At 68.5% G+C, this 25326-nt stretch carries 20 protein-coding genes; 10 read left to right on the top strand and 10 right to left on the bottom strand.

What is annotated here, in order from left to right; translation table 11 throughout:
* Nucleotides 1–22 precede the first annotated feature (22 nt).
* From GBZ48_RS11825 to GBZ48_RS11815, 3 genes are all read right to left on the bottom strand, one after another.
* Entirely contained in the window at nt 23–1543 is a 1521-nt protein-coding gene (locus GBZ48_RS11825) for a ribonuclease J (RefSeq protein WP_246307144.1), read from the bottom strand.
* 285 nt (nt 1544–1828) lie between these two features.
* A complete protein-coding gene (locus tag GBZ48_RS11820; protein WP_174471224.1) occupies nt 1829–2215 on the bottom strand; it encodes an ester cyclase in 387 nt (128 codons plus the stop codon).
* Between the two features lie 90 nt (nt 2216–2305).
* On the bottom strand, nt 2306–3229 hold the full coding sequence (locus GBZ48_RS11815; RefSeq protein ID WP_209798364.1) for an NmrA/HSCARG family protein: 924 nt from the start codon (nt 3227–3229) through the stop codon (nt 2306–2308).
* Between the two features lie 99 nt (nt 3230–3328).
* Between GBZ48_RS11815 and GBZ48_RS11810 the strand changes: the two genes are divergently transcribed.
* Nucleotides 3329–3754: a winged helix-turn-helix transcriptional regulator gene (locus GBZ48_RS11810; protein ID WP_174471223.1), complete on the top strand. Its 426-nt coding sequence runs from the start codon at nt 3329–3331 to the stop codon at nt 3752–3754.
* A gap of 66 nt (nt 3755–3820) precedes the next feature.
* On the opposite strand, the gene GBZ48_RS11805 is transcribed toward GBZ48_RS11810, so the two are convergent.
* From GBZ48_RS11805 to GBZ48_RS11775, 7 genes are all read right to left on the bottom strand, one after another.
* Nucleotides 3821–5659 (bottom strand): IlvD/Edd family dehydratase, encoded by a 1839-nt coding sequence (locus GBZ48_RS11805; RefSeq protein ID WP_174471222.1) that lies wholly within the window; start codon nt 5657–5659, stop codon nt 3821–3823.
* A gap of 92 nt (nt 5660–5751) precedes the next feature.
* Complete coding sequence (locus tag GBZ48_RS11800; protein ID WP_174471221.1) at nt 5752–7773, bottom strand: methyl-accepting chemotaxis protein; 2022 nt, start codon at nt 7771–7773, stop codon at nt 5752–5754.
* 54 nt (nt 7774–7827) lie between these two features.
* A complete protein-coding gene (locus tag GBZ48_RS11795; RefSeq protein WP_174471220.1) occupies nt 7828–8766 on the bottom strand; it encodes a Gfo/Idh/MocA family protein in 939 nt (312 codons plus the stop codon).
* 48 nt (nt 8767–8814) lie between these two features.
* Entirely contained in the window at nt 8815–10014 is a 1200-nt protein-coding gene (gene mmsB, locus GBZ48_RS11790) for a multiple monosaccharide ABC transporter permease (protein WP_174471219.1), read from the bottom strand.
* Complete coding sequence (gene mmsA / locus GBZ48_RS11785) at nt 10011–11591, bottom strand: multiple monosaccharide ABC transporter ATP-binding protein (RefSeq protein WP_174471218.1); 1581 nt, start codon at nt 11589–11591, stop codon at nt 10011–10013. Before mmsA ends, mmsB begins: the two co-directional genes overlap by 4 nt.
* Before the next feature lie 83 nt (nt 11592–11674).
* Nucleotides 11675–12763, bottom strand: a complete 1089-nt coding sequence (gene chvE, locus GBZ48_RS11780) for a multiple monosaccharide ABC transporter substrate-binding protein (RefSeq protein ID WP_174471217.1) — start codon at nt 12761–12763, stop codon at nt 11675–11677.
* Nucleotides 12764–12928: 165 nt separating this feature from the next.
* Nucleotides 12929–13921, bottom strand: a complete 993-nt coding sequence (locus GBZ48_RS11775) for a LysR substrate-binding domain-containing protein (protein ID WP_174471216.1) — start codon at nt 13919–13921, stop codon at nt 12929–12931.
* Between the two features lie 212 nt (nt 13922–14133).
* Here GBZ48_RS11775 and GBZ48_RS11770 point away from each other — a divergent pair, with 212 nt between their 5' ends.
* From GBZ48_RS11770 to GBZ48_RS11730, 9 genes are all read left to right on the top strand, one after another.
* Nucleotides 14134–15015, top strand: a complete 882-nt coding sequence (locus GBZ48_RS11770) for an SMP-30/gluconolactonase/LRE family protein (RefSeq protein ID WP_174471215.1) — start codon at nt 14134–14136, stop codon at nt 15013–15015.
* A 35-nt stretch (nt 15016–15050) separates the two neighbouring features.
* On the top strand, nt 15051–15977 hold the full coding sequence (locus GBZ48_RS11765; protein WP_174471214.1) for a dihydrodipicolinate synthase family protein: 927 nt from the start codon (nt 15051–15053) through the stop codon (nt 15975–15977).
* Nucleotides 15978–16020: 43 nt separating this feature from the next.
* Nucleotides 16021–17601, top strand: a complete 1581-nt coding sequence (locus GBZ48_RS11760) for an aldehyde dehydrogenase (NADP(+)) (protein WP_174471213.1) — start codon at nt 16021–16023, stop codon at nt 17599–17601.
* A 212-nt stretch (nt 17602–17813) separates the two neighbouring features.
* A complete protein-coding gene (locus GBZ48_RS11755; RefSeq protein WP_174471212.1) occupies nt 17814–18968 on the top strand; it encodes a porin in 1155 nt (384 codons plus the stop codon).
* 432 nt (nt 18969–19400) lie between these two features.
* Nucleotides 19401–20369 (top strand): galactofuranose ABC transporter, galactofuranose-binding protein YtfQ, encoded by a 969-nt coding sequence (ytfQ, locus tag GBZ48_RS11750; RefSeq protein WP_098735378.1) that lies wholly within the window; start codon nt 19401–19403, stop codon nt 20367–20369.
* 246 nt (nt 20370–20615) lie between these two features.
* On the top strand, nt 20616–22211 hold the full coding sequence (gene ytfR, locus GBZ48_RS11745; protein WP_174471211.1) for a galactofuranose ABC transporter, ATP-binding protein YtfR: 1596 nt from the start codon (nt 20616–20618) through the stop codon (nt 22209–22211).
* A complete protein-coding gene (locus GBZ48_RS11740) occupies nt 22208–23251 on the top strand; it encodes an ABC transporter permease (protein WP_174471210.1) in 1044 nt (347 codons plus the stop codon). The genes ytfR and GBZ48_RS11740 overlap by 4 nt, the downstream gene beginning before the upstream one ends.
* Nucleotides 23248–24234 carry a galactofuranose ABC transporter, permease protein YjfF gene (yjfF, locus tag GBZ48_RS11735; RefSeq protein WP_174471209.1) on the top strand — a complete coding sequence of 329 codons (987 nt, stop codon included), beginning with the start codon at nt 23248–23250 and terminating at the stop codon, nt 24232–24234. The genes GBZ48_RS11740 and yjfF overlap by 4 nt, the downstream gene beginning before the upstream one ends.
* Entirely contained in the window at nt 24234–25265 is a 1032-nt protein-coding gene (locus GBZ48_RS11730; RefSeq protein WP_246307143.1) for an aldose epimerase family protein, read from the top strand. Before yjfF ends, GBZ48_RS11730 begins: the two co-directional genes overlap by 1 nt.
* Nucleotides 25266–25326 lie beyond the last annotated feature (61 nt).

Below are 25326 nucleotides of genomic sequence, written 5' to 3'. Positions count from 1 at the left end.
CCGTTCAGCGCTTCCGCGGCAATCAGGCCGCCGCGACGAGCGTCTCTTCCGCCGGCAGTTCGGCGGGAACCCAGGCGATCAGCTCCCGCCCGGTGTTGGCGAGGCGCTTCGGCTCGATGCGGCCGATGACGCGGGTGCCTTCCTTGGCGATGCGCAGGATGTCGCCATCCTCCGGAACCAGCGCGCGTTCGACACCGCAGCTGCGGGCGAGACGGGCGTGGGCTTCCATATGCTCGATGGTGCCATGGACCGGGACGGCGAAGCGCGGGCGGACCATCCCGTACATGCGGGCGAGGTCGTTGCGCTTCGGATGGCCGGAGACATGGACCGGCGCATCGGCCGGGGTGACGATCTCGACGCCCATGCCGCGCAGATGCTCGTGGATTTCGGCCAGCGCCTCCTCGTTGCCGGGGATGGCGCGGGCGGAGAAGATGACGGTGTCGCCCTCTTCCAGCCACAGGTCGCGGTGCTCGTTGCGGGCCAGACGGCTGAGTGCGGCGCGTTCCTCGCCCTGGCTGCCGGTGCACAGGAACACGAGGTTGTCGCGCGGTGTCCAGGACGCCTCGCGGACATCCATGAAGTCCGGCACATGGTCGAGGTAGCCGCAGGCCTGCGCCGCCTTTTCCATGCGCAGCATGGAGCGGCCGACCAGAACGACCTTGCGCCCGACCGCTGCCGCCGCTTCCGCCACCGCGGTCATGCGGGCGACGTTGGAGGCGAAGCCGGTCACCGCGATGGCGCCCGAGCGGTTGGCGAAGGCGCCGATCAGGCCGGCGCGGGCGTCGGCCTCCGATCCCGTCGAGCCGGGCACGTCGGCGTTGGTGCTGTCGCACATCATGGCGAGCAGACCTTCGTCGCCCAGACGCTTGAGGGCTGCGAAATCGGTGCTGCGGCCGACCAGCGGGTTGGGATCGAACTTCCAGTCGCCGGTGTGCAGGACCGTGCCGGCCGCCGTGCGGATCGCCAGCGACATCGGTTCGGGGATCGAATGGGTGACGGCGATGGTCTCGATCCGGAAGGGACCGATGGTCAGCGTGTCGCCGATCTCGAAGGTCTGCACCTTGGCGGCGCGGTGGGCGCCCTTTTCCTTCAGCCGGTCCCGGATGATGTGGGAGGCGAAGGGGCTGGCATAGATCGGGCAGCGCAGGCGCGGCCACAGATGGTGGATCGCGCCGATATGGTCCTCGTGCGCGTGGGTCACCACCAGCCCGACGACGTCCTGCATCCGCTCTTCGATGAAGGCGGGATCGGCCATCAGGCTGTCGATGCCGGGCATCTCGTCGCCGACGAAGGCGACGCCGGCATCGACGATCAGCCATTTGCCGGCATGGCCGTAAAGCGCCATGTTCATGCCGATGCGGGAACAGCCGCCCAGCGGAAGGAACAGGATCTCGTCCTTGCCCGGAACCGGGCCGGTGGGGCCGCCGCCATGGACCGGAGTGGCCGGAGGGCGGGAGCCGTCGAAGTCATCACGCGGACGCGGGTTGCGGTTGCGTGCGCGGTTGTTCGGCGCCATCCGGCGCCGCTTTGAATCAAACGTCATGCCTCTGTCGTACGTCTCACTTAGGCCGGCATTCGACGCTGCCGGACGGGCGTGCATCGCTCGTCGATGCGGATCTCGGGTTGGGAAGGAACCCTGCCGGAGGCGCCGTGCGGCGGCCGTCGGACGGCTGGGACCGAATGTTTCGTATGGGCTTATGTGGGCAAAGGGATGCGGACGTCAAGGGCGGTCGCAAAAGGTCACACGAAATGGTGGGGCATTGCTGGGATGCGTGGGGGGACCACAGGTCGGGTCGATGGCGCCGCCCTCCGGAAACTCCGCAGCCCGCTAGAGCTGGGATGCGACGGCCGCCTTGTCGATGACCGACCATACGCTGTCGATGCGGCCGTCACGAAACCGGTAGAAGACGTTCTCGCTGAACCGAACCCTCCGGCCGTTGACGGGAAGATCGAACAGAAGGCCTTTCGGGGTGCAGTCGAACAGCAGGCGGCTCGCGACATGGGGAGGCTGCGAGACCAGAAGATCAATGTTGAACGTCAGATCGGGGATTGCGCGGACATCCGCCTCCAACATCTCACGATAGCCGGACAGCCCGAATTTCCGTCCATTGTGCTGGACCTCTTCATGGACGAAAGTCCCCAGGCTTTGCCAATCCCGGTCGTTCAGGCAGGCGATATAACGGCGGTAAAGGGCGGAAAGATCGGCCTCGGTCATCTGGCAGCTCCCGGCGTCAGGCGAACATTGTCGTAGGACAGGGCAGAGGGGACAACGGTTCCGGACGCTGTACTGTATCCCGTGTGGCGACTACCGCAGCGCCACGGTCCCTCCCGAAGCCTCCAGGGCGGATTTGAACAGCGGCTGGCCGGCACCGGAAAGCCATTGCTCCAGACTCAGCAATTTCCCGAACTCCTCACGGAGGGCCGGGATGTCGACGGCGCCCGCGCAGCGGCCGTCGTCGACCAGTTCGGCGAGCCGGCCGAGGAGCGGGTTCTGCGCAAGGAGGCTGTCGGGAAAGCGGTTGTAGGTGATCGTTCTGCCCGCAGCCCGGCTGAAAGCGTCCTGCAATCCCCGGCCGGTCACGGTGTCCCCGGCGATCTCGATGGTGCGGCCGGCGAAGCGGTCCGGACCCGAGAAGATCGTCGCGACGATCCTGCCGATGTCGTCGACCGCGATGAACTGCATCGCCTGATCGGGGCGCATCAGGAACGAGTAGGTTCCATGGTCGAGCCCCATGCCCGGCAGCATCAGTATTTCCATGAACGTCACAGGACGCACGATGGTGCTGCGGATGCCGAGGCTCCGGACATGCTCTTCGATCCCGGTCTTCATGTCGAAATGGCCGAGGCCGGTGACCCCCTTGCCGGCGGCGGCGACGGATGTGTAGACGAGGTGGCGGACGCCGTAGGCCGCGGAAAGGTCGGCGATGGCCTTGCCGTAGCGAAGTTCCTGCTCGTCGGTGATGCCGTGGACGGGCCCCTGCCCGGAACTGGGCTGCACGCTGAAGACCCCATGGACGTCGGACATCGCCGCGGCGATGGAGGCATGGTCGGAAAAGTCGCCCGGACAAAGATCGATGCCGGCGGTCGCCAGAGCCTTCGCCTTCGTGCCGGCGGGGTCGCGGACCAGCGCTCTCACCAGCCAGCCTTCGGCCAGAAGCGCTTTGGCAACCGCTCCGCCCTGCTGTCCGGTGGCGCCGAACACCAGCACCGTCTTTTCGTCGGCCATCATGAGTTCCTCTTCGTAACCATTGTGGGTTACGAAATGACACCGCTATGAAAACCGCACAAGACGGCACAATTTTGTAAGTCGGTGACAGGGAGGTGACTGTTGGAAAAGACGATCCATGGCCGGCCCTACAAGGAAACCAAGCGAGGACCGGTCCTCACGCCCTGCGCGCCGAACAGCGTCCTGGCAAGGTTGGGCGACAAATGGACGATCCTGGTGATGAGCATCCTCGCGCTCGATCCCGCCAGGCCGTTGCGGTTTTCGGAGATCAGGACCGGGATTCCAGACATCTCGCAGCGCATGCTGACCCTGACCTTGCGGAACCTGGAACGGGACGGTCTCGTTCTGCGCCGCTATTTCGCGGAGGTGCCGCCGCGGGTCGAATATGAGCTGACGGCGATGGGCAAAACGATGCTGCCGGCTCTCGAAGGGTTCACCGGCTGGATCAGGGAGAACTGGCAGGAGATCGAACGGTCCCGTCAGGCCTTCGACGCGGCGGAGGCCGAGCGGTCCGCGTCCGGCACGTGATGGAAGCGCACCAGCGCCCATCCACTGCTATGCGGGTGGGCGCCGTGCGGCTCGACAGGCTCGGCCTCAGTGGTTGTCGCGCGGGATCCCCATCGTCTGGGCAACACGCTGGTACTTGACCGCCGGCTTCAGGACCATGCCCTCGTCCAGCTGGTCGACGATGCCGCGCTGGATTTCCTGCCACGGCGTCTGCGACGGCGGGGCGGGGTAGCCGCCGGCCGCCTCCAGCGTGGCCTTGCGGTCGGCAAGCTCCGCTTCGGAGATCAGGATGTCGGCGCTGCCGCGGCGCAGGTCGATCCGCACGCGGTCGCCGCTGCGCAGAAGGCCGAGATTGCCGCCGGCCGCCGCCTCCGGCGAGGCGTTGAGGATCGACGGCGACCCTGAGGTGCCGGACTGGCGGCCGTCGCCGATGCAGGGCAGGGAATGGATGCCCTGCTTGATCAGCTCGGCGGGCGGACGCATGTTCACCACCTCCGCCGCACCGGGATAGCCGATGGGGCCGGCGCCGCGGATGACCAGGATGGTGTAGGCGTCGATGCCCAGCGACGGGTCGTCGATGCGGTGATGGTAGTCCTCCGGACCGTCGAAGACGACGACCTTGCCCTCGAAGGCTTCCGGATCCTTGGGATTGGACAGGTAGCGCTCGCGGAACTCGTCGGAGATCACGCTGGTCTTCATGATGGCGGCGTTGAACAGGGTGCCGCGCAGCACGACGAAGCCGGCGTTGATCTTCAGCGGGTCGTCGATCGGGTGGATGACGCGGGTGTCGAGGATCTCGGTGTTGCGGCAGTTCTCGCCGATGGTGCGGCCGTTGACGTTGGGCGCATCCTCGCGGATCAGCCCCTTGGTCATCAGCTGGCCGACCACCGCCGGCACGCCGCCGGCGCGGTGGAAGTCCTCGCCCAGATACTCGCCGGCCGGCTGGAGGTTGACCAGCAGGGGCACGCCCAGCCCGTGGGTCTGCCAGTCGTCCACCGTCAGCGGCACGCCGATGTGCTTGGCGATGGCGTTGATGTGGATCGGCGCGTTGGTCGAGCCGCCGATGGCGGAGTTGACGACGATGGCGTTGAGGAAGGCGTCGCGGGTCAGGATGTCGGACGGCTTGATGTCCTGGCGCACCATCTCGACGATGCGCTTGCCGGTCTCATAGGCGGCCTGCTGGCGCTCGCGGTAGGGGGCGGGGATCGCGGCGGAGCCCGGAAGCTGCATGCCCAGCACCTCCGCCAGCGAATTCATGGTCGAGGCGGTGCCCATGGTGTTGCAGTAGCCGGTCGAGGGGGCCGAGGAGGCCACCAGCTCGATGAAGCCCTGATAGTCGATCTCGCCGGCCGCCATCATCTGGCGCGCCTTCCACACGATGGTGCCGGAGCCGGTCCGCTCGCCGCGGAACCAGCCGTTCAGCATCGGGCCGACCGACAGCGCGATGGCCGGGATGTTGACGGTCGCCGCCGCCATCAGGCAGGCCGGCGTGGTCTTGTCGCAGCCGATGGTCAGCACCACGCCGTCGAGCGGATAGCCGTGCAGAACCTCGACAAGGCCGAGATAGGCCAGGTTGCGGTCGATGGAGGCGGTCGGCCGCTTGCCGGTTTCCTGGATCGGGTGGACGGGGAACTCGATGGCGATGCCGCCGGCGGTGCGGATGCCCTCGCGCAGCCGTTCGGCCAGCACCAGATGGTGGCGGTTGCAGGGGCTGAGGTCGGACCCGGTCTGGGCGATGCCGATGATCGGCGCGCCGGATTGCAGCTCTTCGCGCGTCAGGCCGAAATTCAGGTAGCGCTCCAGATACAGCGCGGTCATGTCGGGGTTGGCGGGGTTGTCGAACCACGCGCGCGACCGCAGGCGCCGTTCTGAACCGGAGGCTGAACCGTCAGCGTTGGGCGGGAAGGGGGGCTTCGTCTCGGACATATCGACACCGGTTTCAGGTTGGGGCGCGGACCGTAGGCCCGGCGCCGGAGTTGTGGTTGCGTCTCTTCGGCCTTGTTAAGGCCGTGGTCGGATCAGGCCGCGCGCATGTCGGCCAGGAAGCGCGACACGCAGCCGCGCAGGTCGTCGGCCTCGCCGGACAGGCCGTCGGCGGCGGATTTGACCTGACGCGAGGCGTCGCTGGTGGCCTGGAAGGCGTGGGTCACGCCGGCGATGGTGTCGCGGACATCCTGGGTGCCGCGCGCGGCGCGCTGGATGCTGCCGCTGATCTCGCTGGTCGCCGCCCGCTGCTCGCCAATGGCGGAGGCGATGGTGCCGGAGACCTCGTTGACCTCGCCGATGACCTTGACGATCTCGGTGATGGCGCCGGCCGCCTCGCTGCTGACGCGCTGGACGGCGGCGATCTGGGCCTCGATCTCCTCGGTCGCCTTCGCGGTCTGGGCGGCGAGGCTCTTGACCTCGTTCGCCACCACGGCGAAGCCGCGGCCCGCCTCGCCGGCCCGTGCCGCCTCGATGGTGGCGTTCAGCGCCAGCAGGTTGGTCTGGGCGGCGATGGAGCCGATCAGTTGCACCACGTCGCCGATCTGGCGGGCGACGCCGGTCAGGCTGCGCACCGTCTCGTCGGTGATGCGGGCGATGCCGACCGCCTGTTCGGTCACCTCGGCGCTGTGGGCGACATGCTGGCTGATGGCGACGATGGAGACGGCCAGCTCCTCGGCGGCGGCGGCCACCGTCTCGACGCTGCCGGTGGTCTCGCCGGAGCTGCGGACGGCGTCGCCGGCAAGGCGGCTGGTCTCGTCGGTGGTCGACTGGATGGTCCGGGCGGTGGACTGCAACTGGGTGGCGGCGCTGGCGACGCGGCCCAGCGTGCTGTCCACCATCCGCTCGAACTCGCGGGTCAGGCGGTCGATGCGCTCGCCGCGGCGGACGCGGGCCTCATGCTCGGCAGCCTTGTCGGCGGCCATGCGGTCGGCCTCGATCAGCCCGGCCTGGAAGACCTGCACCGCCTTGGCCATGCCGCCGATCTCGTCGCGGCGGTCGAGGCCGGGCACGGTCACCGAACGGTCGCCGCCGGCCAGCCGGGTCATGGCGTCGGTCATGGCGACCACCGGGCGCGACAGGTTGCGGGCGATCAGCACCGCGGCGGCAAGGCCGAGGATCAGCCCGGCGGCCGACGCGCCGGCCATCGCCTGCCGGTAGCCGGCGATGTCGGCGGTGGTGTCGGCGCGCAGCTGCTGCTCGTCGGCGATGCCCTGGTCGGTCAGGCCGCGCGCCTGATCGCCGATGGCGGTGCCGAGCGGGGTCAGGGTGTCGTTGACCAGGGCGTCGCGGCGCTGGGTGGTTTCCACCAGCCGGTCGAAGCCGGCGGCATAGCCGTCGAGCGTCTTGAGGAAGGCGGACACCAGACCGCGCAGCGCCGGATCGGTCACCGTCTTCGCCATGGCGTCGCCATTCTGGGCGGCGGTCTTCAGCTCGGTCTTCGTCGCGGTGGCGAGGCCGGCGCTGCCCTCGCCCTGGAAGCGGGCGGCGACGGTGCGGGCGGCCTGGACATGCATCGCCGCCTGCGCCGCGAGGTTCAGGGCCTCGACATTGCCGCCGCTCTTGGCGTTGGTCAGGATGGTGCTGAGCATGGTCTGAAGCTTCGACCCGAACTTCGCCACCTCGGCCACCGCCTCGCTGCGCTGGCCGTGGGCCTCGCGGACGGCGGCGAAGCTGTCGCGATACTGGGCGACGCGGGCTTTCATCTGCTGCACCGCAGCGTTGTCGCCGCTGCCGGAGAGGCGCCGGTCGACGGCGGCGACGAGGTTGGCGGCCTCCGCCGACAGGGAGGCGACGGCTTCGGCATCCTCGTCGCGGCCGTTCAGCAGGAAGGCAGCGGTCTTCAGCCGCATGTCTAGCATCAGCGTCTGCATGCGCCCGAGATCGACCACCTGTTCCGCCAGCACGCCGTTGCGGCGCACCACCGTCTCCGTCTCCGACAGGGCATTGATGCCCACACCGGCGACGGCGGCGAGGAACAGCAGGATGCCGGCGCTGCCGGCGGTGATCCGGTGGCCGATGCGGGTGCCGAGTTTGATACCGGCTGCGGTGGGCATGCGGGGGACCTCCCAGTTGTGGGGCCCTGTTGCGGGACCCTGTCGCGGGGGCTGCTACCAGTCGAAGGAATCGGTGCGGTGCCAGCGGCCGACCATGCAGGCGTCGGCGACCAGTGACAGCGGACGGCCGTCCACGTCGCTCGCCCCGTCCGTCACCAGCCGGTGGAAGTGGCGGTAGATGCGCTGGTACTCGGTGTCGGGCTCGGCCAGCACCGGCACGCCATCCGCGAACAGGCGGGTGCCGCCATGGGTCAGGTCGAGGCGGCCATCGGCGGTGTGGATGACGATGGACCAGGTCTGCTCGCCCTGCTGGAGGAAGTCGAAGTCGGCGGTGATGCGGCCGATGCGGGAGCCGGGGGCGGCACCCATCTCCAGCGTCGCGGCGATGGGGGTGTCGCGGTTGGCCGGCACATGCAGGTCGGCGGCGCGGACGAAGACAGGGGCCGGCAGGATGTCGGTCAGGATCGACAGGGCGTTGATGCCGGGATCGAAGACGCCGAAGCCGCCCGCCGCGAAGATCCAATCCTGGCCCGGATGCCAGCGCCGGACATCCTCCTTCCAGGTGATGGCGACGCTGCGGATGTCGGCATTTGCCAGCCGGCGGCGGGTTTCCTCCACCGCCGGGTTGAACTGCGAATGCCAGGCGGTGAACAGGGTGCGGCGCGCGGTCTCCGCCTCCGCCGCCAGATCATGAAGCTCCGACAGGGTGGCGGCGGGGGGCTTCTCGATCAGCACATGTTTGCCGGCGCGCAGGGCCTCGACCGTCAGGCCGTGGCGGACGGCGGGCGGGGTGCAGAGCGCCACGGCGTCGAGGCCGGGCAGGGCCGCCAGCATGTCGGCCTGGGAGCGGAAGCTCGGCACGCCCTCAGCGGTCGCACCGTCAGGGCTGACCACGGCGGCGAGCTTGAACAGGCCGGTGGCGGCGATGGCGGGGATGTGCTGGTCGCGGGCGATCTTTCCCAGACCGACAAGTCCGAGGGTGGGGAGCGTCATGGCGATATGTCCGGTCGGGGAAGGTCGGCGGCGGTCACAAGACCGCCGTCAGGCCTTGCCCTTGTTGTAGACGTCGAAGCAGACGGCGGCGAGCAGCACCAGACCCTTGATCACCTGCTGCCAGTCGATGCCGATGCCGACGATCGACATGCCGTTGTTCATCACGCCCATGATGAAGGCGCCGATCACCGCACCGGTCACCCGGCCGACGCCGCCCGAGGCCGAGGCGCCGCCGATAAAGCAGGCGGCGATCACGTCCAGCTCGAAGGACACGCCGGCCTTCGGCGTGGCGGTGTTGAGGCGGGCGGCGAAGATCAGGCCGGCGAGTGCGGCGAGCACGCCCATGTTGACGAAGGTGTAGAAGGACAGGCGGCGGGTGTCGATGCCCGACAGCTTGGCCGCCTTCTCGTTGCCGCCCAGCGCGTAGATGCGCCGGCCGATGGTGGTGTCGCGGGTGACGAAGGCGTAGATGCCGATCAGCAGCGCCATGATGATCAGGACGTTCGGCAGTCCCTTGTAGGTGGACAGCAGCCAGCCGACATAGGCGACCACCGCGAACAGCCCGGCGCTCTTCAGCAGGAACAGGACCAGCGGCTCCTGTTCGATGGCGAAGCGGTGGCGGCGCAGGCGGGCGGCGACGCTGAAGGCGATCAGGATCGCCGGGGTGGCGAGGCACAGCACCATCGTGGTGGTGTGGAAGCCCTCGGTGCCGAAGATGTCCGGGATGAAGCCGGAGCTGAGGCGCTGGAACTCCACCGGGAAGGGGCCGACCGACTGGCCGGCCAGCAGCGCGAGGCTGAGGCCGCGGAAGACCAGCATGCCGGCCAGCGTCACGATGAAGGACGGGATGCGGAAATAGGCGACCCAGTAGCCCTGGGCGGCGCCGATGGCCGCACCGGCCAACAGGCTGACGATGGCGGTGGGCACGAAGTGCCAGTGGAACTGCACCATCAGGATGGCGGCCAGCGCGCCGATGAAGCCGACGATGGACCCCACCGACAGGTCGATGTGCCCGGCGACGATCACCAGCAGCATGCCCAGCGCCATGATGACGATGTAGCTGTTCTGCAGGACGAGGTTGGTCAGGTTCAGCGGCTGCAGCAGCGTGCCGTTGGTCATGTACTGGAAGAACGCCACGATCGCCAGCAGCGAGATCAGCATGCCGTAATCGCGCATGTGGCTCTTCAGGAACTTGGCCATCGAGGCCTGGCGCGGCGGCGCGGCCGGCAGGTTCAGTTCGGCGCTCATTGCAGGGACTCCCGGGCGGCGGCGGCGACGGCGGCGCGGGCTGCCGTGGCTTTCGAGGCGGACGACATGATGGCGTGCATGATCTTTTCCTGGCTGGCCTCGGCCGCCGGCATCTCGGCGACCAGGGCGCCTTCGTTCATCACATAGATGCGGTCGGCCACACCCAGAAGCTCCGGCAGTTCCGAGGAGATCAGGATGACGCCGCGGCCTTCGGCCACCAGCTGGTTGACGATGGTGTAGATTTCATATTTGGCGCCGACGTCGATGCCGCGGGTCGGCTCGTCCAGGATCAGCACCTTGGGGTCGGCGAACAGCCATTTGCTGAGCACGACCTTCTGCTGGTTGCCGCCGGACAGGTTGACCGTCTGCTGGAACACGTCCGCGCAGCGGATGCGCAGGCGGCGGCGGAAGTCGTTGGCGACCTCGATCTCGCGCTCGTGGTGAATGACGCCGCGCTTGGCGACACCGTCCAGATTGGCCAGCGTCACGTTGTGGCGGATGTCATTGTCCAGCACGAGGCCGTAATGCTTGCGGTCCTCGGTGGCATAGGCGAGGCCATTGCCCATCGCTTTGCTGATGGTGGAGACGTCGATCTCGCGCCCGTCGAGGAAGGCCTGCCCCCGGATGTTGCGGCCATAGGAGCGGCCGAACAGGCTCATGGCGAATTCGGTGCGGCCGGCGCCCATCAGCCCGGCAATGCCCACAACCTCGCCGCGGCGGACATGCAGGTCGATGTCCTTGACGACGCGGCGGCCCGCATGGATGGGGTGGTCGGCGCTCCAGTCCTTCACCTCGAACAGGATGCCGCCCGGGTTGCTGGTGCGGCGCGGATAGCGGTCGGCAAGGTCGCGGCCGACCATGCCCTTGATGATGCGGTCCTGGCTGATCGGCGCGTCGTGGCAGTCCAGCGTCTCCACCGTGGTGCCGTCGCGCAGGATGGTGACGCGGTCGGCGACCTTGGCGATCTCGTTCAGCTTGTGCGAGATGAGGATGGAGGAGATGCCCTGCTCCTTGAAGCGCAGCAGCAGTTCCAGAAGCGCGTCGCTGTCGCTCTCGTTCAGGCTGGCGGTCGGCTCGTCCAGGATCAGCAGCTTGACCTGCTTGGACAGCGCCTTGGCGATCTCGACCAGCTGCTGCTTGCCGACGCCGATGTCGGTGATCAGCGTCTCCGGCGAATCGGTCAGCCCGACCATGCGCAGCAGTTCGCGCGCGCGGGCGGTGGCGGCGACCCAGTCGATCCGGCCCCGTTTCGCCTGCTCGTTGCCGAGAAACAGGTTCTCGGTGATCGACAGCAGCGGAACCAGCGCCAGTTCCTGGTGGATGATGATGATGCCCAGCTTCTCGCTGTCGGCGATGCCGCGAAAGGCGCAGGGCTGGCCGCGGAAGCGGATCTCGCCCTCGTAGGTGCCGTGCGGGTAGACGCCGCTCAGCACCTTCATCAGCGTCGATTTGCCGGCGCCGTTTTCACCGATCAGCGCGTGGATCTCCCCCTCGCGGACCGAGAGGTTGACGTTGTCGAGCGCCTTGACGCCCGGAAACGTCTTGGTGATGCCGCGCATCTCAAGAATGCTGTCCATTTATGAACCTCTGAACGCCCGATCCGCTGTTGGGCGGAGCGCGGGGGAGGGCGCCGGTCGGCACCCCCTCCCGCGCCGCTCACTCACTTGATCTGCGATTCCTTGTAGTAGCCGCCGTCGACCAGGACCTGCTTCCAGTTCGAGGAGTCGACGCTGACCGGCTTCAGCAGATAGGACGGGACGACCTTCTTGCCGTTGTCGTAGGTCTTGGTGTCGTTGACCTGCGGGGTGCGGCCGGCCAGCAGGTCGTCGACCATGCCCACCGTGACCTTCGCCAGCTCGCGGGTGTCCTTGAAGACGGTGGAGCGCTGCTCGCCTGCCAGGATCGACTTGACCGACTGCACCTCGGCGTCCTGGCCGGTGACGACCGGCATCGGCTGCGCCGCCGAACCGTAGCCGACGCCCTTCAGCGACGAGATGATGCCGATGCTGAGGCCGTCATAGGGCGACAGCACGGCGTCGACCCGCTTGTTGCCGTAATAGGCGCTCAGCAGGTTGTCCATGCGGGCCTGGGCGACGGCGCCGTCCCAGCGCAGGGTCGACACCTTGTCCATGCCGACCTGGCCGCTGCCGACCTTCAGCTTGCCGCTGTCGATGTAGGGCTGCAGCACCGACATGGCGCCGTTGTAGAAGAAATAGGCGTTGTTGTCGTCGGGCGAGCCGCCGAACAGCTCGATGTTGAAGGGGCCCTTGCCCTCCTTCAGCCCGAGCGCCTTCTCGATGTAGGAGGCCTGGAGGACACCGACCTGGAAGTTGTCGAAGGTGGCGTAGTAATCGACGTTGGCCGAACCGCGGATCAGGCGGTCGTAGGCGATGACCTTCACGCCACGCTCGGCCGCCTTCTGCAGCACGTCGGTCAGCGTCGTCCCGTCGATGGCGGCGATCACCAGAACCTTGTCGTTCTTGGTGACCATGTTCTCGATCTGGGCGAGCTGGTTGGGGATGTCGTCCTCTGCATATTGCAGGTCGGTCTTGTATCCCTTTTCCTGGAAATACTTGACCATGTTGTTGCCGTCGTCGATCCAGCGCGCCGACGACTTGGTCGGCATGGCGATGCCGACGGTCGGCTTGTCCTGGGCCATGGCCGGGACGGCGGCGGCGGTGGCGACCAGGATGCCGACGGCGAGGCCGGCGAATTTCGAAGTGAAGGAAGTGCGCTTGGCGGACGACATGGACCGGAATCCTCCCCGTTACTACGGCACGCGATACGCCGCCCCCGCGTTCTGTGGCGCGGATGGCGTGGGACGCGATGGTTGGTGTCCCTAGCAATCCTCCCTTTTCCCATAACTGTCAAATATGATTATTCGGCAAATCGATATGCATTTCGGTATCGGTCTTCACCGTGCTGCGGCAGTGGTGGGGGAGGCGGCGGCGACGAGGCGCATCTTGAGTTCAGACGCCGCGCGGACGGCCGACAGCACGGTGCGGGCGCCGGGCGACAGCGGCCGGTCCTTCAGCCAGAAGATGCCGTAGGGCTCGACGCTGAAACGCTTGTGGAAGGGCATGATCGCGCAGCAGCCGCTGGGCGAGAACACCTGGGCCAGCGCGCGGGCGAAGACGGTGATCGACTCGGTTTCCGCCACCATCGCCATGGAAATGACCGGCGATGCGCTCTCGATCACCTTGTGCGGCAGCCGGGCGCCCTCGGCGCGGAACAGCGCCTCCACCCGGTCGCGCAGCAGGGTGCCGACGGGCTGGAGGATCCAGGTGGCGTCGGACAGATCCGCCGCGGTCAGCGGACGGCCGAGCCGGAGCAGCGGGTTGGTGTCATGGCAGATGAAGCACAGCTCCTCGCTGCTGATCTCCTGATACTCGAAGGCGGTGGGATCGTAATGGCCGGGCAGGCGGCCGATGGCGAAATCCATCACCCCCTGGTGGACCCGGTCGGCCAGCACGTCGCTGGTCTCCACCGCCACGGCGACCTTCAGGTTGGGATGGTCGCGGGTCAGGCTGCTGATGACCGGCACCACCAGCTCCACCGCCGGGGCCATGACGGTGCCGATGGACACCCGGCCGCTGTGGCCGGCGAGCAGGGCGTTCAGCTCCTCGCCCGTCTCCTGCAACTCACTGAGGATCATCCGGGCGTGGCGGATCATGAGGCTGCCGTACCAGTTCGGCTCGATCCCGCGGCCATGGCGGTCGAACAGCTCGATGCCCAGCGTCTCCTCCAGGTCGCCCAGCAGCTTGGAGGCGGCGGGCTGCGACATGTTCAGGCTGGCGGCGGCGCGGTGCAGGTTGCGGTGTTCGTCGAGTGCCGCGAACAGCTGGAGATGGCGCAGCTTCAGCCGCGCCTTCTGGAACCAGTTCGGCGGAAAGCGTTGGGGGGTCACGGGGGTGCGGCCTCCGATGGGGCACGGCGACTTGATAGCAGACGTCGGGATACGACATTTGGTATCGCAAGCGCCGATCTTCGTATTGGACGATTATCAAGAGGCCTCTTATCGTTTGCGCCGTCAACAAATTTAAAAATTCACCGGTGGCGGCGATTTGCCGGGGGCGAACTCCGGGACGAGAAGAGCGAAGCGAGGGGGAGTTAAGCGGGATGGCGCAGGAAGCGCGTTGCGTCTGGCAGGCCCGGGCTGTGCTTGGGGAAGGTCCGCTCTGGTCCCCGCGGCAGGATGCCGTCTATTTCGTCGATATCCGCGGATCCCGCATCCTGCGCCACGGCCTGTCCGATGGCTCGCAGGCCGGGTGGGATCTCGATGACGCCGCCTGCTGGCTGGTGGAGAGCGCCGACGGCGACGGCTTCATCGCGGGCTTGCGCTCGCGCCGGGTGGTCCGGCTGCGGCTGGAGCCGGGCCGGGCGGTCGTCGCCGGGGAGATCGCGCGGATCGAGCCGGACAAGCCGGGCAACCGCCTGAACGACGGCAAGGCCGACCGCGACGGCCGGTTGTGGGTCGGCAGCATGGACGATGCGGAGGAGGCGCCGGCCGGCAGCTTCTACCGCATCGACACCGATGGCGCCGTCACGCCGGTCGACGAGGGCTATACCGTCGCCAACGGGCCGGCGCTGGCGCCGGACGGGCGGACGATCTACCACACCGACAGCGCGGCGCGGACGATCTACGCCTTCGACATCGGCGCCGACGGCAGCCTGTCGGGCAAGCGCGTCCACATCCGCTTCACCGAGGCCGACGGCTATCCCGACGGCATGACCTGCGACGCCGAGGGCGGGCTGTGGGTCTGCCATTGGGACGGTGGCCGCGTCAGCCGCTTCCGCCCCGACGGCACGCTGGACCGCGCCATCGCCCTGCCGGTGTCGCGTGTCACCTCCTGCGTCTTCGCCGGTCCGGATCTGGACCGGCTGTTCATCACCACCGCGGCGCACGGCCGGCCGGACGAGCCGCTGGCCGGGTCGCTGTTTGAGTGCGACCCTGGCGTCCGCGGCCTGCCGCCCGGACAGTTCGGGTCTCCGTTGCGCTGACTGTCGATTCGATTTCGAGGAAGGACCTTACCGCCATGCCGTCCAGCGCCCGCCCCTATCGCGGCGTCTTCCCCGTCGTCCCCACCATCTTCACCGAAGCGGGAGAACTGGACCTCGACGGCCAGAAGCGCTGCGTCGATTTCATGATCGACGCCGGCTCCACCGGCCTGTGCATCCTCGCCAACTTCTCCGAACAGTTCGTGCTGACCGACGACGAGCGCACGCTGCTGATGGAGACCATTCTCGCCCATGTCGCCGGTCGGGTGCCGGTGATCGTCACCACCACCCATTTCAGCACCCGCGCCTGCGCCGACCGCAGCCGCCGCGCCCAGGATCTCGGCGCCGCGATGGTGATGGTGATGCCGCCCTACCACGGCGCCACCATCCGCGTGCCGGAAGCCGGCATTGTCGAGTTCTTCCAGCGCGTGTCGGATGCCATCGACATCCCGATCATGATCCAGGACGCCCCCGTCAGCGGCACGCCGCTGTCAGCGCCGCTGCTGGCGCGGATGGCGCGGGAGATCGCGCAGGTCTCCTACTTCAAGATCGAGGTGCCGCAGGCGGCGGCCAAGCTGCGCACCCTGATCGAACTGGGCGGCGACGCCATCGAGGGGCCGTGGGACGGCGAGGAGGCGATCACCCTGCTGGCCGACCTCGACGCCGGGGCGACGGGGGCGATGACCGGCGGCGGCTATCCCGACGGCATCCGCCAGATCGTCGATCCCTATCTGGCGGGCGACCGCGAGGCGGCGGTGGCGGCCTATGGGCGCTGGCTGCCGCTGATCAACCACGAGAACCGCCAGTGCGGCATCGCCACCGCCAAGATCCTGATGAAGGAGGGCGGCATCATCGCGTCCGACGCCATGCGCCACCCGACGGCCAACCCGCACCCGATGAGCCGCGACGGCCTGCTGGACGCCGCCAAGCGTCTCGATCCGCTCGTGATGCGCTGGGCGCGCTGAGTGGCACTCAGGTTGCGGCGTTCGAGTTAAGGAGAGATCCGAGATGACCATCACCGGCGAGATGCTGATCGGCGCCAAGGCCCACCGCGGCAGCCAGGGCGAATTCCGCGCTTTCGACCCCGCCACCGGCGAGGCGCTGGAGCCCGTCTTCGGCGGCGGTGGTGCCGCCGAGGTGGAGCGCGCCTGCGCGCTGGCCTGGGCCGCCTTCGACGCCTTCCGCGAGACCGGCCTGGAGCAGCGCGCCGCCTTCCTGGAGACGGTCGCCCAGAACATCCTCGACATCGGCGACGAGCTGATCGTCCGCGCCATGGCCGAGAGCGGCCTGCCGCGCGCCCGGCTGGAGGGCGAGCGCGGCCGCACCGTCGGCCAGCTCCGCCTGTTCGCCCAGGTGGTGCGCGAGGGAAGCTGGGTCGAGGCCCGCATCGACCCGGCCATGCCGGCGCGCACGCCGCTGCCGCGCGCCGACATCCGCCAGCGCCACATCGCGCTGGGGCCGGTCGCCGTGTTCGGCGCGTCGAACTTCCCGCTCGCCTTCTCGGTGGCCGGCGGCGACACCGCGTCCGCCTTCGCCGCCGGCTGCCCGGTGGTGGTCAAGGGCCATGGCGCCCATCCCGGCACCTCGGAGCTGGTCGGCCGCGCCATCCAGGCGGCGGTGGCATCCTGCGGCCTGCCGGAGGGCGTCTTCTCCCTGCTGTTCGGCACCGGCAACGAGATCGGCACGGCGCTGGTCGCCGATCCACGCATCAAGGCGGTCGGCTTCACCGGCTCGCGCGGCGGCGGGCTGGCGCTGATGGGGGTGGCGGCCAAACGGCTGGAACCGGTCCCGGTCTATGCCGAGATGAGCAGCATCAACCCGGTCTTCCTGATGCCGGCGGCGCTGGCGTCCCGCGCCGAGGCGCTGGGCAAGGCGTTCGTGGCGTCGCTGACCATGGGCGCCGGGCAGTTCTGCACCAACCCCGGCATCCTGCTGGCGGTGGACGGGCCGGACCTCGACCGCTTCGTCGCCGCGGCGGTGGAGGCCCTCGGCGGCAGCGCCGCCTCGACCATGCTGACGCCGGGCATCCATGCCGCCTTCGACAGCGGTGTCGCCAAGCTGGCCGGCAGCGGCGAGGTGGAGACTCTGGCGCGCGGTCTGGCCTGCAACGGGCCGAACCAGGCGCAGGCGGCCTTCTTCACCACGACGGCGGACGCCTTCCTGGCCGATCCTGAGTTGCAGGAGGAGGTGTTCGGCGCCGCCTCGCTGCTGATCCGCTGCCCCGATGTGGCGGCGATGACGGCGGTGGCGGAAAGGCTGGAAGGGCAGCTGACGGCAACCTTGCAGATGGATGGGGCGGACAAGGCCGCGGTGGCCGGGCTGATCCCGACGCTGGAGCGCAAGGCCGGGCGCATCCTGGCAAACGGCTGGCCGACGGGGGTGGAGGTCTGCCACGCGATGGTGCATGGCGGCCCGTTCCCGGCGACCTCGGACCCGCGCAGCACCTCGGTCGGCACGCTGGCGATCCGCCGTTTCCTGCGCCCGGTCTGCTACCAGGACATTCCCACAGAGCTGCTGCCCGAAGCCCTGCGCGACGGCAACCCGCTCGGGCTGTGGCGCCGGGTCGACGGGACTTTGGGACAGGAGTGATCGCCGGTCCAAGATGACCGGGGCCGGGACCGACCGGCACCAGCAACCCGCAACGGCTGCGTCGGAGGGAGCGCTGACGCAGAGTACACCGTCGGACCCGGCCCTGCGCCGGGCCTGACGGTCGGGCAGGGCGTGCGTCCAGCGCATCGCCGAAGCATCGCTCCCACCCAGTGCATCGAAGCAAAAACAAACCGCATTTAGAGGAAACGCAAATGGTGAGATCAGCTCTGCTGCTTGGCGCAGCCACCCTTTCGCTCGCCTGTGTCACGGCGGCCGGTTCGGCTTCCGCCCAATCGAAGTTCGACATCATGCTGGGCGGCGACGCCTATTTCGAAGGCGGTTACGTCAACCAGGACCGCGACTCCGGCCAGCGCAACACCGAGTTCCGCAACCGCCTGCGCCTGCTGGTGACGCCGAAGGCCAAGGCCGACAACGGGCTGGAATACGGCGCCCGCATCCGCCTGCTGGCGGAGAACGGCACCAACAACGCCCGCACCGTCACCAACGACCGCGCCTTCATCTTCGTCAACGGCGGCTTCGGCGTTCTGCATCTGGGCGTCGAGAACGGTCCGTCCGACGACAGCGGCATCATCGCCCCGTCCGACTGGGGCACCGGCGGCGTCGACGGCTCCTTCCCGTCCTGGCTCGGCAACAGCGCGGCCAACGCGCCGGTCACCATCGGCAACATCCGTGCGCTGATCTCCGGCAACAGCGCCACCCGCGCCACCTACTGGACGCCGGAGATCGCCGGCTTCAAGCTCGGCGCCTCCTACCAGCCGGCGTCGGACAGCAGCAACACCGACGTCAACCGCTCCAAGCTGGCGCTCGCCTCGGCCAACCGCACCGGCGCCTATCGCGACGTGTACGAGGTCGGCGGCACCTACACCAACACGCTGGGCGGCGTGGCGGTCAACGGCAGCCTGTTCTACCTGGGCGGCGAGGCCAAGAACTCCACCACCACCCCGGCGCAGCAGTTCGACAAGCTGTCCTCCACCCATGCCGGCCTCACGCTGGCCTATGCCGGCTTCAAGATCGGCGGCAGCTATGCCTGGTCGGGCGACAGCGGCTATGCCAAATCCAGCGCTGCCATCGTCAGCCGCGAGAAGCAGGACGTCTGGACCGCCGGCGCGCAGTACACCTTCGGCGCCACCACGCTGGGCGTCGGCTACCTGAACGCCAAGGACGCCGGCGACCTGACGGTGCGCGGCCGCAGCAAGTTCGAGCTGATCACCGTCGGCGCCAAGTACGTCGTCGCTCCCGGCTTCAGCCTCGCCCCGGAATACAACCACTTCAAGCTCAGCTCCGACGTCGCCGCCAACAGCGACAAGGGCGACATCTTCATCATCCGGACCGATCTGGCCTTCTAAGAACCGTTCGTTCTGGAAAGGCCGACCGACGTCCTGGCCTTTTCGTCTCCTTCGGCTTCGCGCCGCTGCGGCGTTTCTCTCCATCCCGCCGCGGTGGTTGCGTCCCGGCGCGCTCTCCCTCGGGTGCGTCGGCCCCGGTCCAAGCTGGAACGGGGTCATCTCACGGCCGGGCGGCACTCCGCTGCCCGGCCGTTTTTTTGACCGGATTTGGCCGAGTTTTTGGCCGCCACTTTGGCCGGCCATATCCTTTTCAGCATCGCATCGGTCAAGAATCGTATTGGACAGTTATGGTTCTGCGTACTTAAAGTAGGCATGACGAACAATTCCGGACCGGGCCGCGATCACGATCTTCCAGCGCCCCGTCCCATCGCCTGCCCCTCGTCCATCGCGCACCGCAAAAACCTCGCCATAAACACTCAGGGAGTGATTCGGATGTCCAGGAAATGGGTGATCTCCGCCGCCACCGCCGCCGCGGCCCTGTTCATCGGGCTCGGCGCCGTCCAGGCCGCCGACAAGAAGCTGGTGGTCGGCTTCTCGCAGATCGGCTCCGAATCGGGCTGGCGCGCGGCCGAGACCAAGACCGCCAAGGCCGAGGCCGACAAGCGCGGCATCGACCTGAAGATCTCCGACGCCCAGCAGAAGCAGGAGAACCAGATCAAGGCGGTGCGCTCCTTCGTCGCCCAGGGTGTCGACGCGATCTTCATCGCGCCGGTGGTGGCGACCGGCTGGGATTCGGTGCTGAAGGAGGCCAAGGAGGCCAAGATCCCGGTGGTTCTGCTCGACCGCCAGATCGAGACCAAGGACCAGAGCCTCTACATGACCGCCGTCACCTCCGACACCGTGCATGAGGGCCGGGTGGCCGGCGAATGGCTGGCCAAGCAGACCGGCGGCAAGTGCGCGGTGGTCGAGTTGCAGGGCACCGTCGGCTCGTCGCCGGCCATCAACCGCAAGAAGGGCTTCGACGAGATCGTCGCCAAGAATCCGGGGATGAAGATCGTCCGCACCCAGTCCGGCGACTTCACCCGTGCCAAGGGCAAGGAGGTGATGGAAAGCTTCATCAAGGCCGAGAATGGCGGCAAGGGCATCTGCGCCGTCTACGCCCACAACGACGACATGGCCGTCGGCGCCATCCAGGCGATCAAGGAAGCCGGCCTGAAGCCGGGCAAGGACATCCTGGTCGTCTCGATCGACGGCGTGCCGGACATCTTCAAGGCGATGTCGGAAGGCGAGGCGAACGCCACGGTCGAGCTGACGCCGAACATGGCCGGCCCGGCCTATGACGCGCTGATCGCCTTCAAGAAGGACGGCAAGGCCCCGCCGAAGTGGATCCAGACGGAATCGGCGCTGTTCACCCCGGACACCGCCAAGGCCGAGTATGAGCGCCGCAAGGACGCTTATTGATCCGGGTTGAGGGTTGCGGGAGGGCTCCCTCTCCCGTCCCGGGAGAGGGAAGGGGCCCAAGCGAAGCTTGGGAAGGGTGAGGGGGTGGGCACGAAGCTATGCGCTTCGGGGCCATGCGCTTCAGGTTCCTTGGATCACCCCTCACCCTCCCCACGCCTGACGGCGCGGGTCCCCTCCCTCTCCCGGGGCGGGAGAGGGCCTATCCGCCGCCCATTTGTTTTTCTTGCGCATCCGGCGAGGTCCGCCATGACGGCATCCACCGCTCCCCCTTCCGCATCCTCCTCGGGGCCGCTGCTGGCGATCCGCGGGCTGTCTAAGGCGTTTTTGGGCGTCCAGGCGCTCGACGGCGTCGATTTCACCCTGCGCCATGGCGAGATCCATGCCCTGCTGGGCGAGAACGGCGCCGGAAAATCGACCCTGATCAAGACCCTGACCGGCGTCTACCTGCGTGACGGCGGCACCGTGGCGCTGGAGGGGCGGGAAATTGCGCCGCGCGGGGTGGAGGAGGCGCAGCGCCTGCACATCGGCACCGTCTATCAGGAGGTCAATTTGCTGCCGAACCTGTCGGTGGCGGAAAACCTGTTCCTGGGGCGCCAGCCGATGCGCTGGGGGCTGGTCGACCGCGGCGCCATGAGGCGGCGGGCGCGGGCGGTGCTGCAGCCCTACGGCCTGTCCATCGACGTGACGGCCCCGCTCGGCCGCTTCTCGGTCGCCACCCAGCAGATCGTCGCCATCGCCCGCGCGGTCGACATGTCGGCCAAGGTGCTGATCCTCGACGAGCCGACCGCCAGCCTGGACGCGCAGGAGGTGGCGGTGCTGTTCAAGGTGATGCGCACCCTGCGCTCGCGCGGGATCGGCATCGTGTTCGTCACCCATTTCCTCGATCAGGTCTATGAGGTCTGCGACAGCATCACCGTGCTGCGCAACGGCCGGCTGGTCGGCGAGCGGCGCACGGCGGACCTGCCGCGCCTCGACCTCGTCGCCATGATGCTGGGGCGGGAACTGGAAGCGGCGGCCCACCGCATCGACCTCGGCCCGGCGGAGGTGGACAGCCGTCCGCCGCTGGCAAGCTTCAAGGGATTCGGCAAGTCGCGCAGCGTCGAGCCCTTCGACCTCGACATCCGCCCCGGCGAGGTGGTGGCGCTGGCTGGACTGCTGGGCTCCGGCCGCACCGAGACGGTGCGGCTGGTCTTCGGCATGGACCGCGCCGACAGGGGCGAGGCGACGGTGGACGGGCAGGCGGTGCGTCTGAAGGGGCCGCGCGACGCCGTGCGGCTCGGCTTCGGCTTCTGCCCGGAGGACCGCAAGAAGGAGGGCATCGTCGGCGAGCTGTCGGTGCGCGAGAACATCATCCTGGCGCTCCAGGCGCGGCAGGGCTGGCTGAAGCCGATCCCGCGCCACCGCCAGGAGGAGATCGCCGACCGCTTCATCCGCCTGCTCGACATCCGCACGCCGGACGCCGAGCGGCCGATCCAGCTGCTGTCGGGCGGCAACCAGCAGAAGGCGCTGCTGGCGCGCTGGCTGGCGACCGAGCCGCGGCTGCTGATCCTCGACGAGCCGACGCGCGGCATCGATGTCGGGGCGCATGCCGAGATCATCCGCCTGATCGAGCGGTTGTGCGCCGACGGCATGGCGTTGCTGGTCGTCTCGTCGGAGCTGGAGGAGATCGTCGCCTACAGCCGCCGCGTCGTCGTGCTGCGCGACCGCCGCCATGTGGCGGAACTGAGGGGAGGGGAGGTCAGCGTGGAGCGCATCGTCGCCGCCATCGCGTCGGAGACGCCCAATGCCATCGCGTCGGAGACGCCTGTTACAGCCGGATCGGGTGCAGAGGTGCGGCAATGACGCTGTCCGCCCCCGGCCCGGCGCGCAACCTGCCGCAATATGGCGCGCTGTTCGCCGTCCTGCTGGCCAACTGGCTGCTGTTTCCCGATTTCTTCGCGATCCGCCTGCAGGACGGCCGCTTGTTCGGCAGCCTGATCGACGTGCTGAACCGCGGCGCCCCGGTGGCGCTGCTCGCCATCGGCATGACGATGGTCATCGCCACCCGCGGAGTCGATCTGTCGGTCGGTGCCGTCATGGCGATCTCCGGCGCCATCGCCGCCACCATGACCGGGGCGGGCTGGAGCCTGCCGGCGGTGCTGGCGGCGTCGCTGGCCGCCGGGCTGCTGTGCGGGCTGTGGAACGGGCTGCTGGTGGCGGTCCTGCGCATCCAGCCGATCATCGCCACCCTGATCCTGATGGTCGCCGGCCGCGGCATCGCCCAGCTGGTGACGGAGGGGCAGATCGTCACCTTCACCAGCCCGGCGCTCGCCTTCATCGGCAGCGGGTCCTTCCTGACCGTGCCGATGCCGGTGGTGCTGACCATCGTCGTGCTGGCGGTGACGGCTCTGCTGGTGCGGGCGACGGCGCTGGGGCTGATGATCGAGGCGGTCGGCATCAACCGGCTGTCCAGCGCCGGGGCCGGCGTCAATACGCCAGTGGTGCTGGTCGCCGTCTATGTCTGGTGCGGGCTGTGCGCGGCGGTGGCCGGGCTGATCGTCACCGCCGACATCCGCGGCGCCGACGCCAACAATGCCGGGCTGTGGCTGGAGCTGGACGCCATCCTCGCGGTGGTGGTCGGCGGCACCTCGCTGCTCGGCGGGCGGTTCGGGCTGGTGCTGTCGGTGGTGGGCGCGTTGATCATCCAGTCGATGAACACCGGCATCCTGCTGAGCGGCTTCAAGCCGGAATTCAACCTGATCGTCAAGGCGGGCGTCCTGCTGGTCGTCCTGCTGCTGCAATCGCCGACGCTGACCCTGTTCCTGCCGCGGCCGAAGGGCGCGCGGCCGATCGGGACGGTCAAGCCGCCGGTGGCGCCGACCAGCGGAGGGGCGAAACCATGACCGGTGCACTCCAGCGCTTTCTGCCGCTGATCGTCACCACCGCCGTGCTGGTGGTGGGATTCCTGATCTGTGCTACGCAGTTTCCCAACTTCGCCTCCTGGCGGGTGGTGGCCAACCTTTTGACCGACAACGCCTTTCTCGGCATCACCGCGGTCGGCATGACCTTCGTCATCCTGTCCGGCGGCATCGACCTGTCGGTGGGCGCGGTGATCGGCTTCACCACCGTGCTGCTGGCCGTGCTGATCGAGCATGGCGGCTGGCACCCGGTTCCGGCCTTCGCCGTGGCGCTGATCGCCGCCGGCGGCTTCGGCGCGGCGATGGGCGGGGTGATCCATGTCTTCCAGATGCCGCCCTTCATCGTCACGCTGGCCGGCATGTTCATCGCCCGCGGCCTGGGCTTCGTCCTGACCACCGACTCCGTGCCGATCAACCACCCGCTCTATGGCGAGCTGAACGACATGGCGCTGCGCTTCGATTTCGGGCTGAAGCTGAGCCTGCCGGCGCTGCTGATGCTGGGGGTGGTGGTCGCGGCGGTGGTGCTGGCGCACTGGACGCGCTTCGGCGCCAACCTCTATGCGCTGGGCGGCAACCGCCAGTCGGCGGAGCTGATGGGCGTGCCGGTCGGGCGGACGACGGTGGCGGTCTATGGGCTGTCCGGGCTGCTGGCCGGGCTGGCGGGGATCGTCTTCTCGCTCTACACCGGGGCCGGCTATTCGCTGGCGGCGACCGGGGTGGAGTTGGACACCATCACCGCGGTGGTGATCGGCGGCACGCAGCTGACCGGCGGCTACGGCTATGTCGTCGGCACCTTCGTCGGCGTGCTGATCCAGGGGCTGATCCAGACCTACATCACCTTCGACGGCACGCTCAGCAGCTGGTGGACCAAGATCGCCATCGGCGTGCTGCTGTTCGTCTTCATCCTGTTGCAGAAGGGCCTGCTGGTGGTCTGGGCCGGCCGCGGCGGCGAACCGGCGGAGGCATGATGCCCATCGAGAGGTTTCTGTTCGACACCATTGAGGGCCGTCCGGTGGAGGGCTTCACCCTCTCCGCCGGCGGGTTGGAGGCAACAATTGTCGCCCATGGCGCCCGGCTGGTGCGGATGCTGGTTCCCGGCCATGACGGGGCTAAGGCGGACGTGGTGCTGGGCTTCGACCGGGTGGCCGATTACCTGGCGAGCGACGCCTATTTCGGCGCCACCTGCGGCCGCTACGGCAACCGCATCGGTGGGGCGGCCTTTACACTGGACGGGGTGCGCCATGCGCTGGCCGTCAACGAGCCGCCGAACCAGCTGCATGGCGGGCCGGACGGGTTCGACCGGCGGATCTGGGACGCACAGGTGGAGGAGGCGGAGAACGCCGTCACCTTCACGCTTGAGTCTCCCAATGGCGACCAGGGCTATCCCGGCACGCTGACGGCGACGACGCGCTACCGTCTGACGGACGACGGGGTGCTGGACATCGCCATGACGGCGACGACCGACCGGCCGACCATCGTCAACATCGTCCACCACAGCTACTGGAACCTCGGTGGGCATGGCTCCGGCGACCTGCGCGACCACCGGCTGACGGTGCAGGGCGGCTTCACCACGCCGGTCGGCGCCGACCTGATCCCGACGGGGGAGGTGCGGCCTGTGGACGGCACCCCCTTCGACCTGCGCGGCGGGGTGAGGTTGGATGAGGCGCTGGAGGCGGTCGGCGGCTTCGGCTTCGACCACAACTGGTGCCTGGAGGGGCCGGCAGGGGAATTGCGGCCGGTGGCGCTGCTGGAGCATCCGGCCAGCGGCCGGCGGATGGAGCTGGCGACCGACCAGCCGGGCCTGCAGGTCTACACCGGCGGCTATCTCAGCGAGAAGATCGTCGGCAAGGGCGGGCAGCCCTACTGCCGCTTCGCCGGGCTGGCGCTGGAAAGCCAGCGCTTCCCCGGCAGCCCGAACATCGGCCATTTCCCTTCGGCCCGGCTCGATCCCGGCGAGACCTACCGCCATCGCATGCAGCTGCGATTCCGGCCGGGCTGAGCGCGGCGCGGGAACCGTCCTGAGGCTTCGCGGGTTCATCCAAGGCGCGGCAGCGGCTCCG

This window comes from Azospirillum melinis, from assembly GCF_013340935.1.
Classification (GTDB): Bacteria; Pseudomonadota; Alphaproteobacteria; order Azospirillales; family Azospirillaceae; genus Azospirillum; species Azospirillum melinis.
This window is presented reverse-complemented; position numbering and strand designations above follow the sequence as displayed.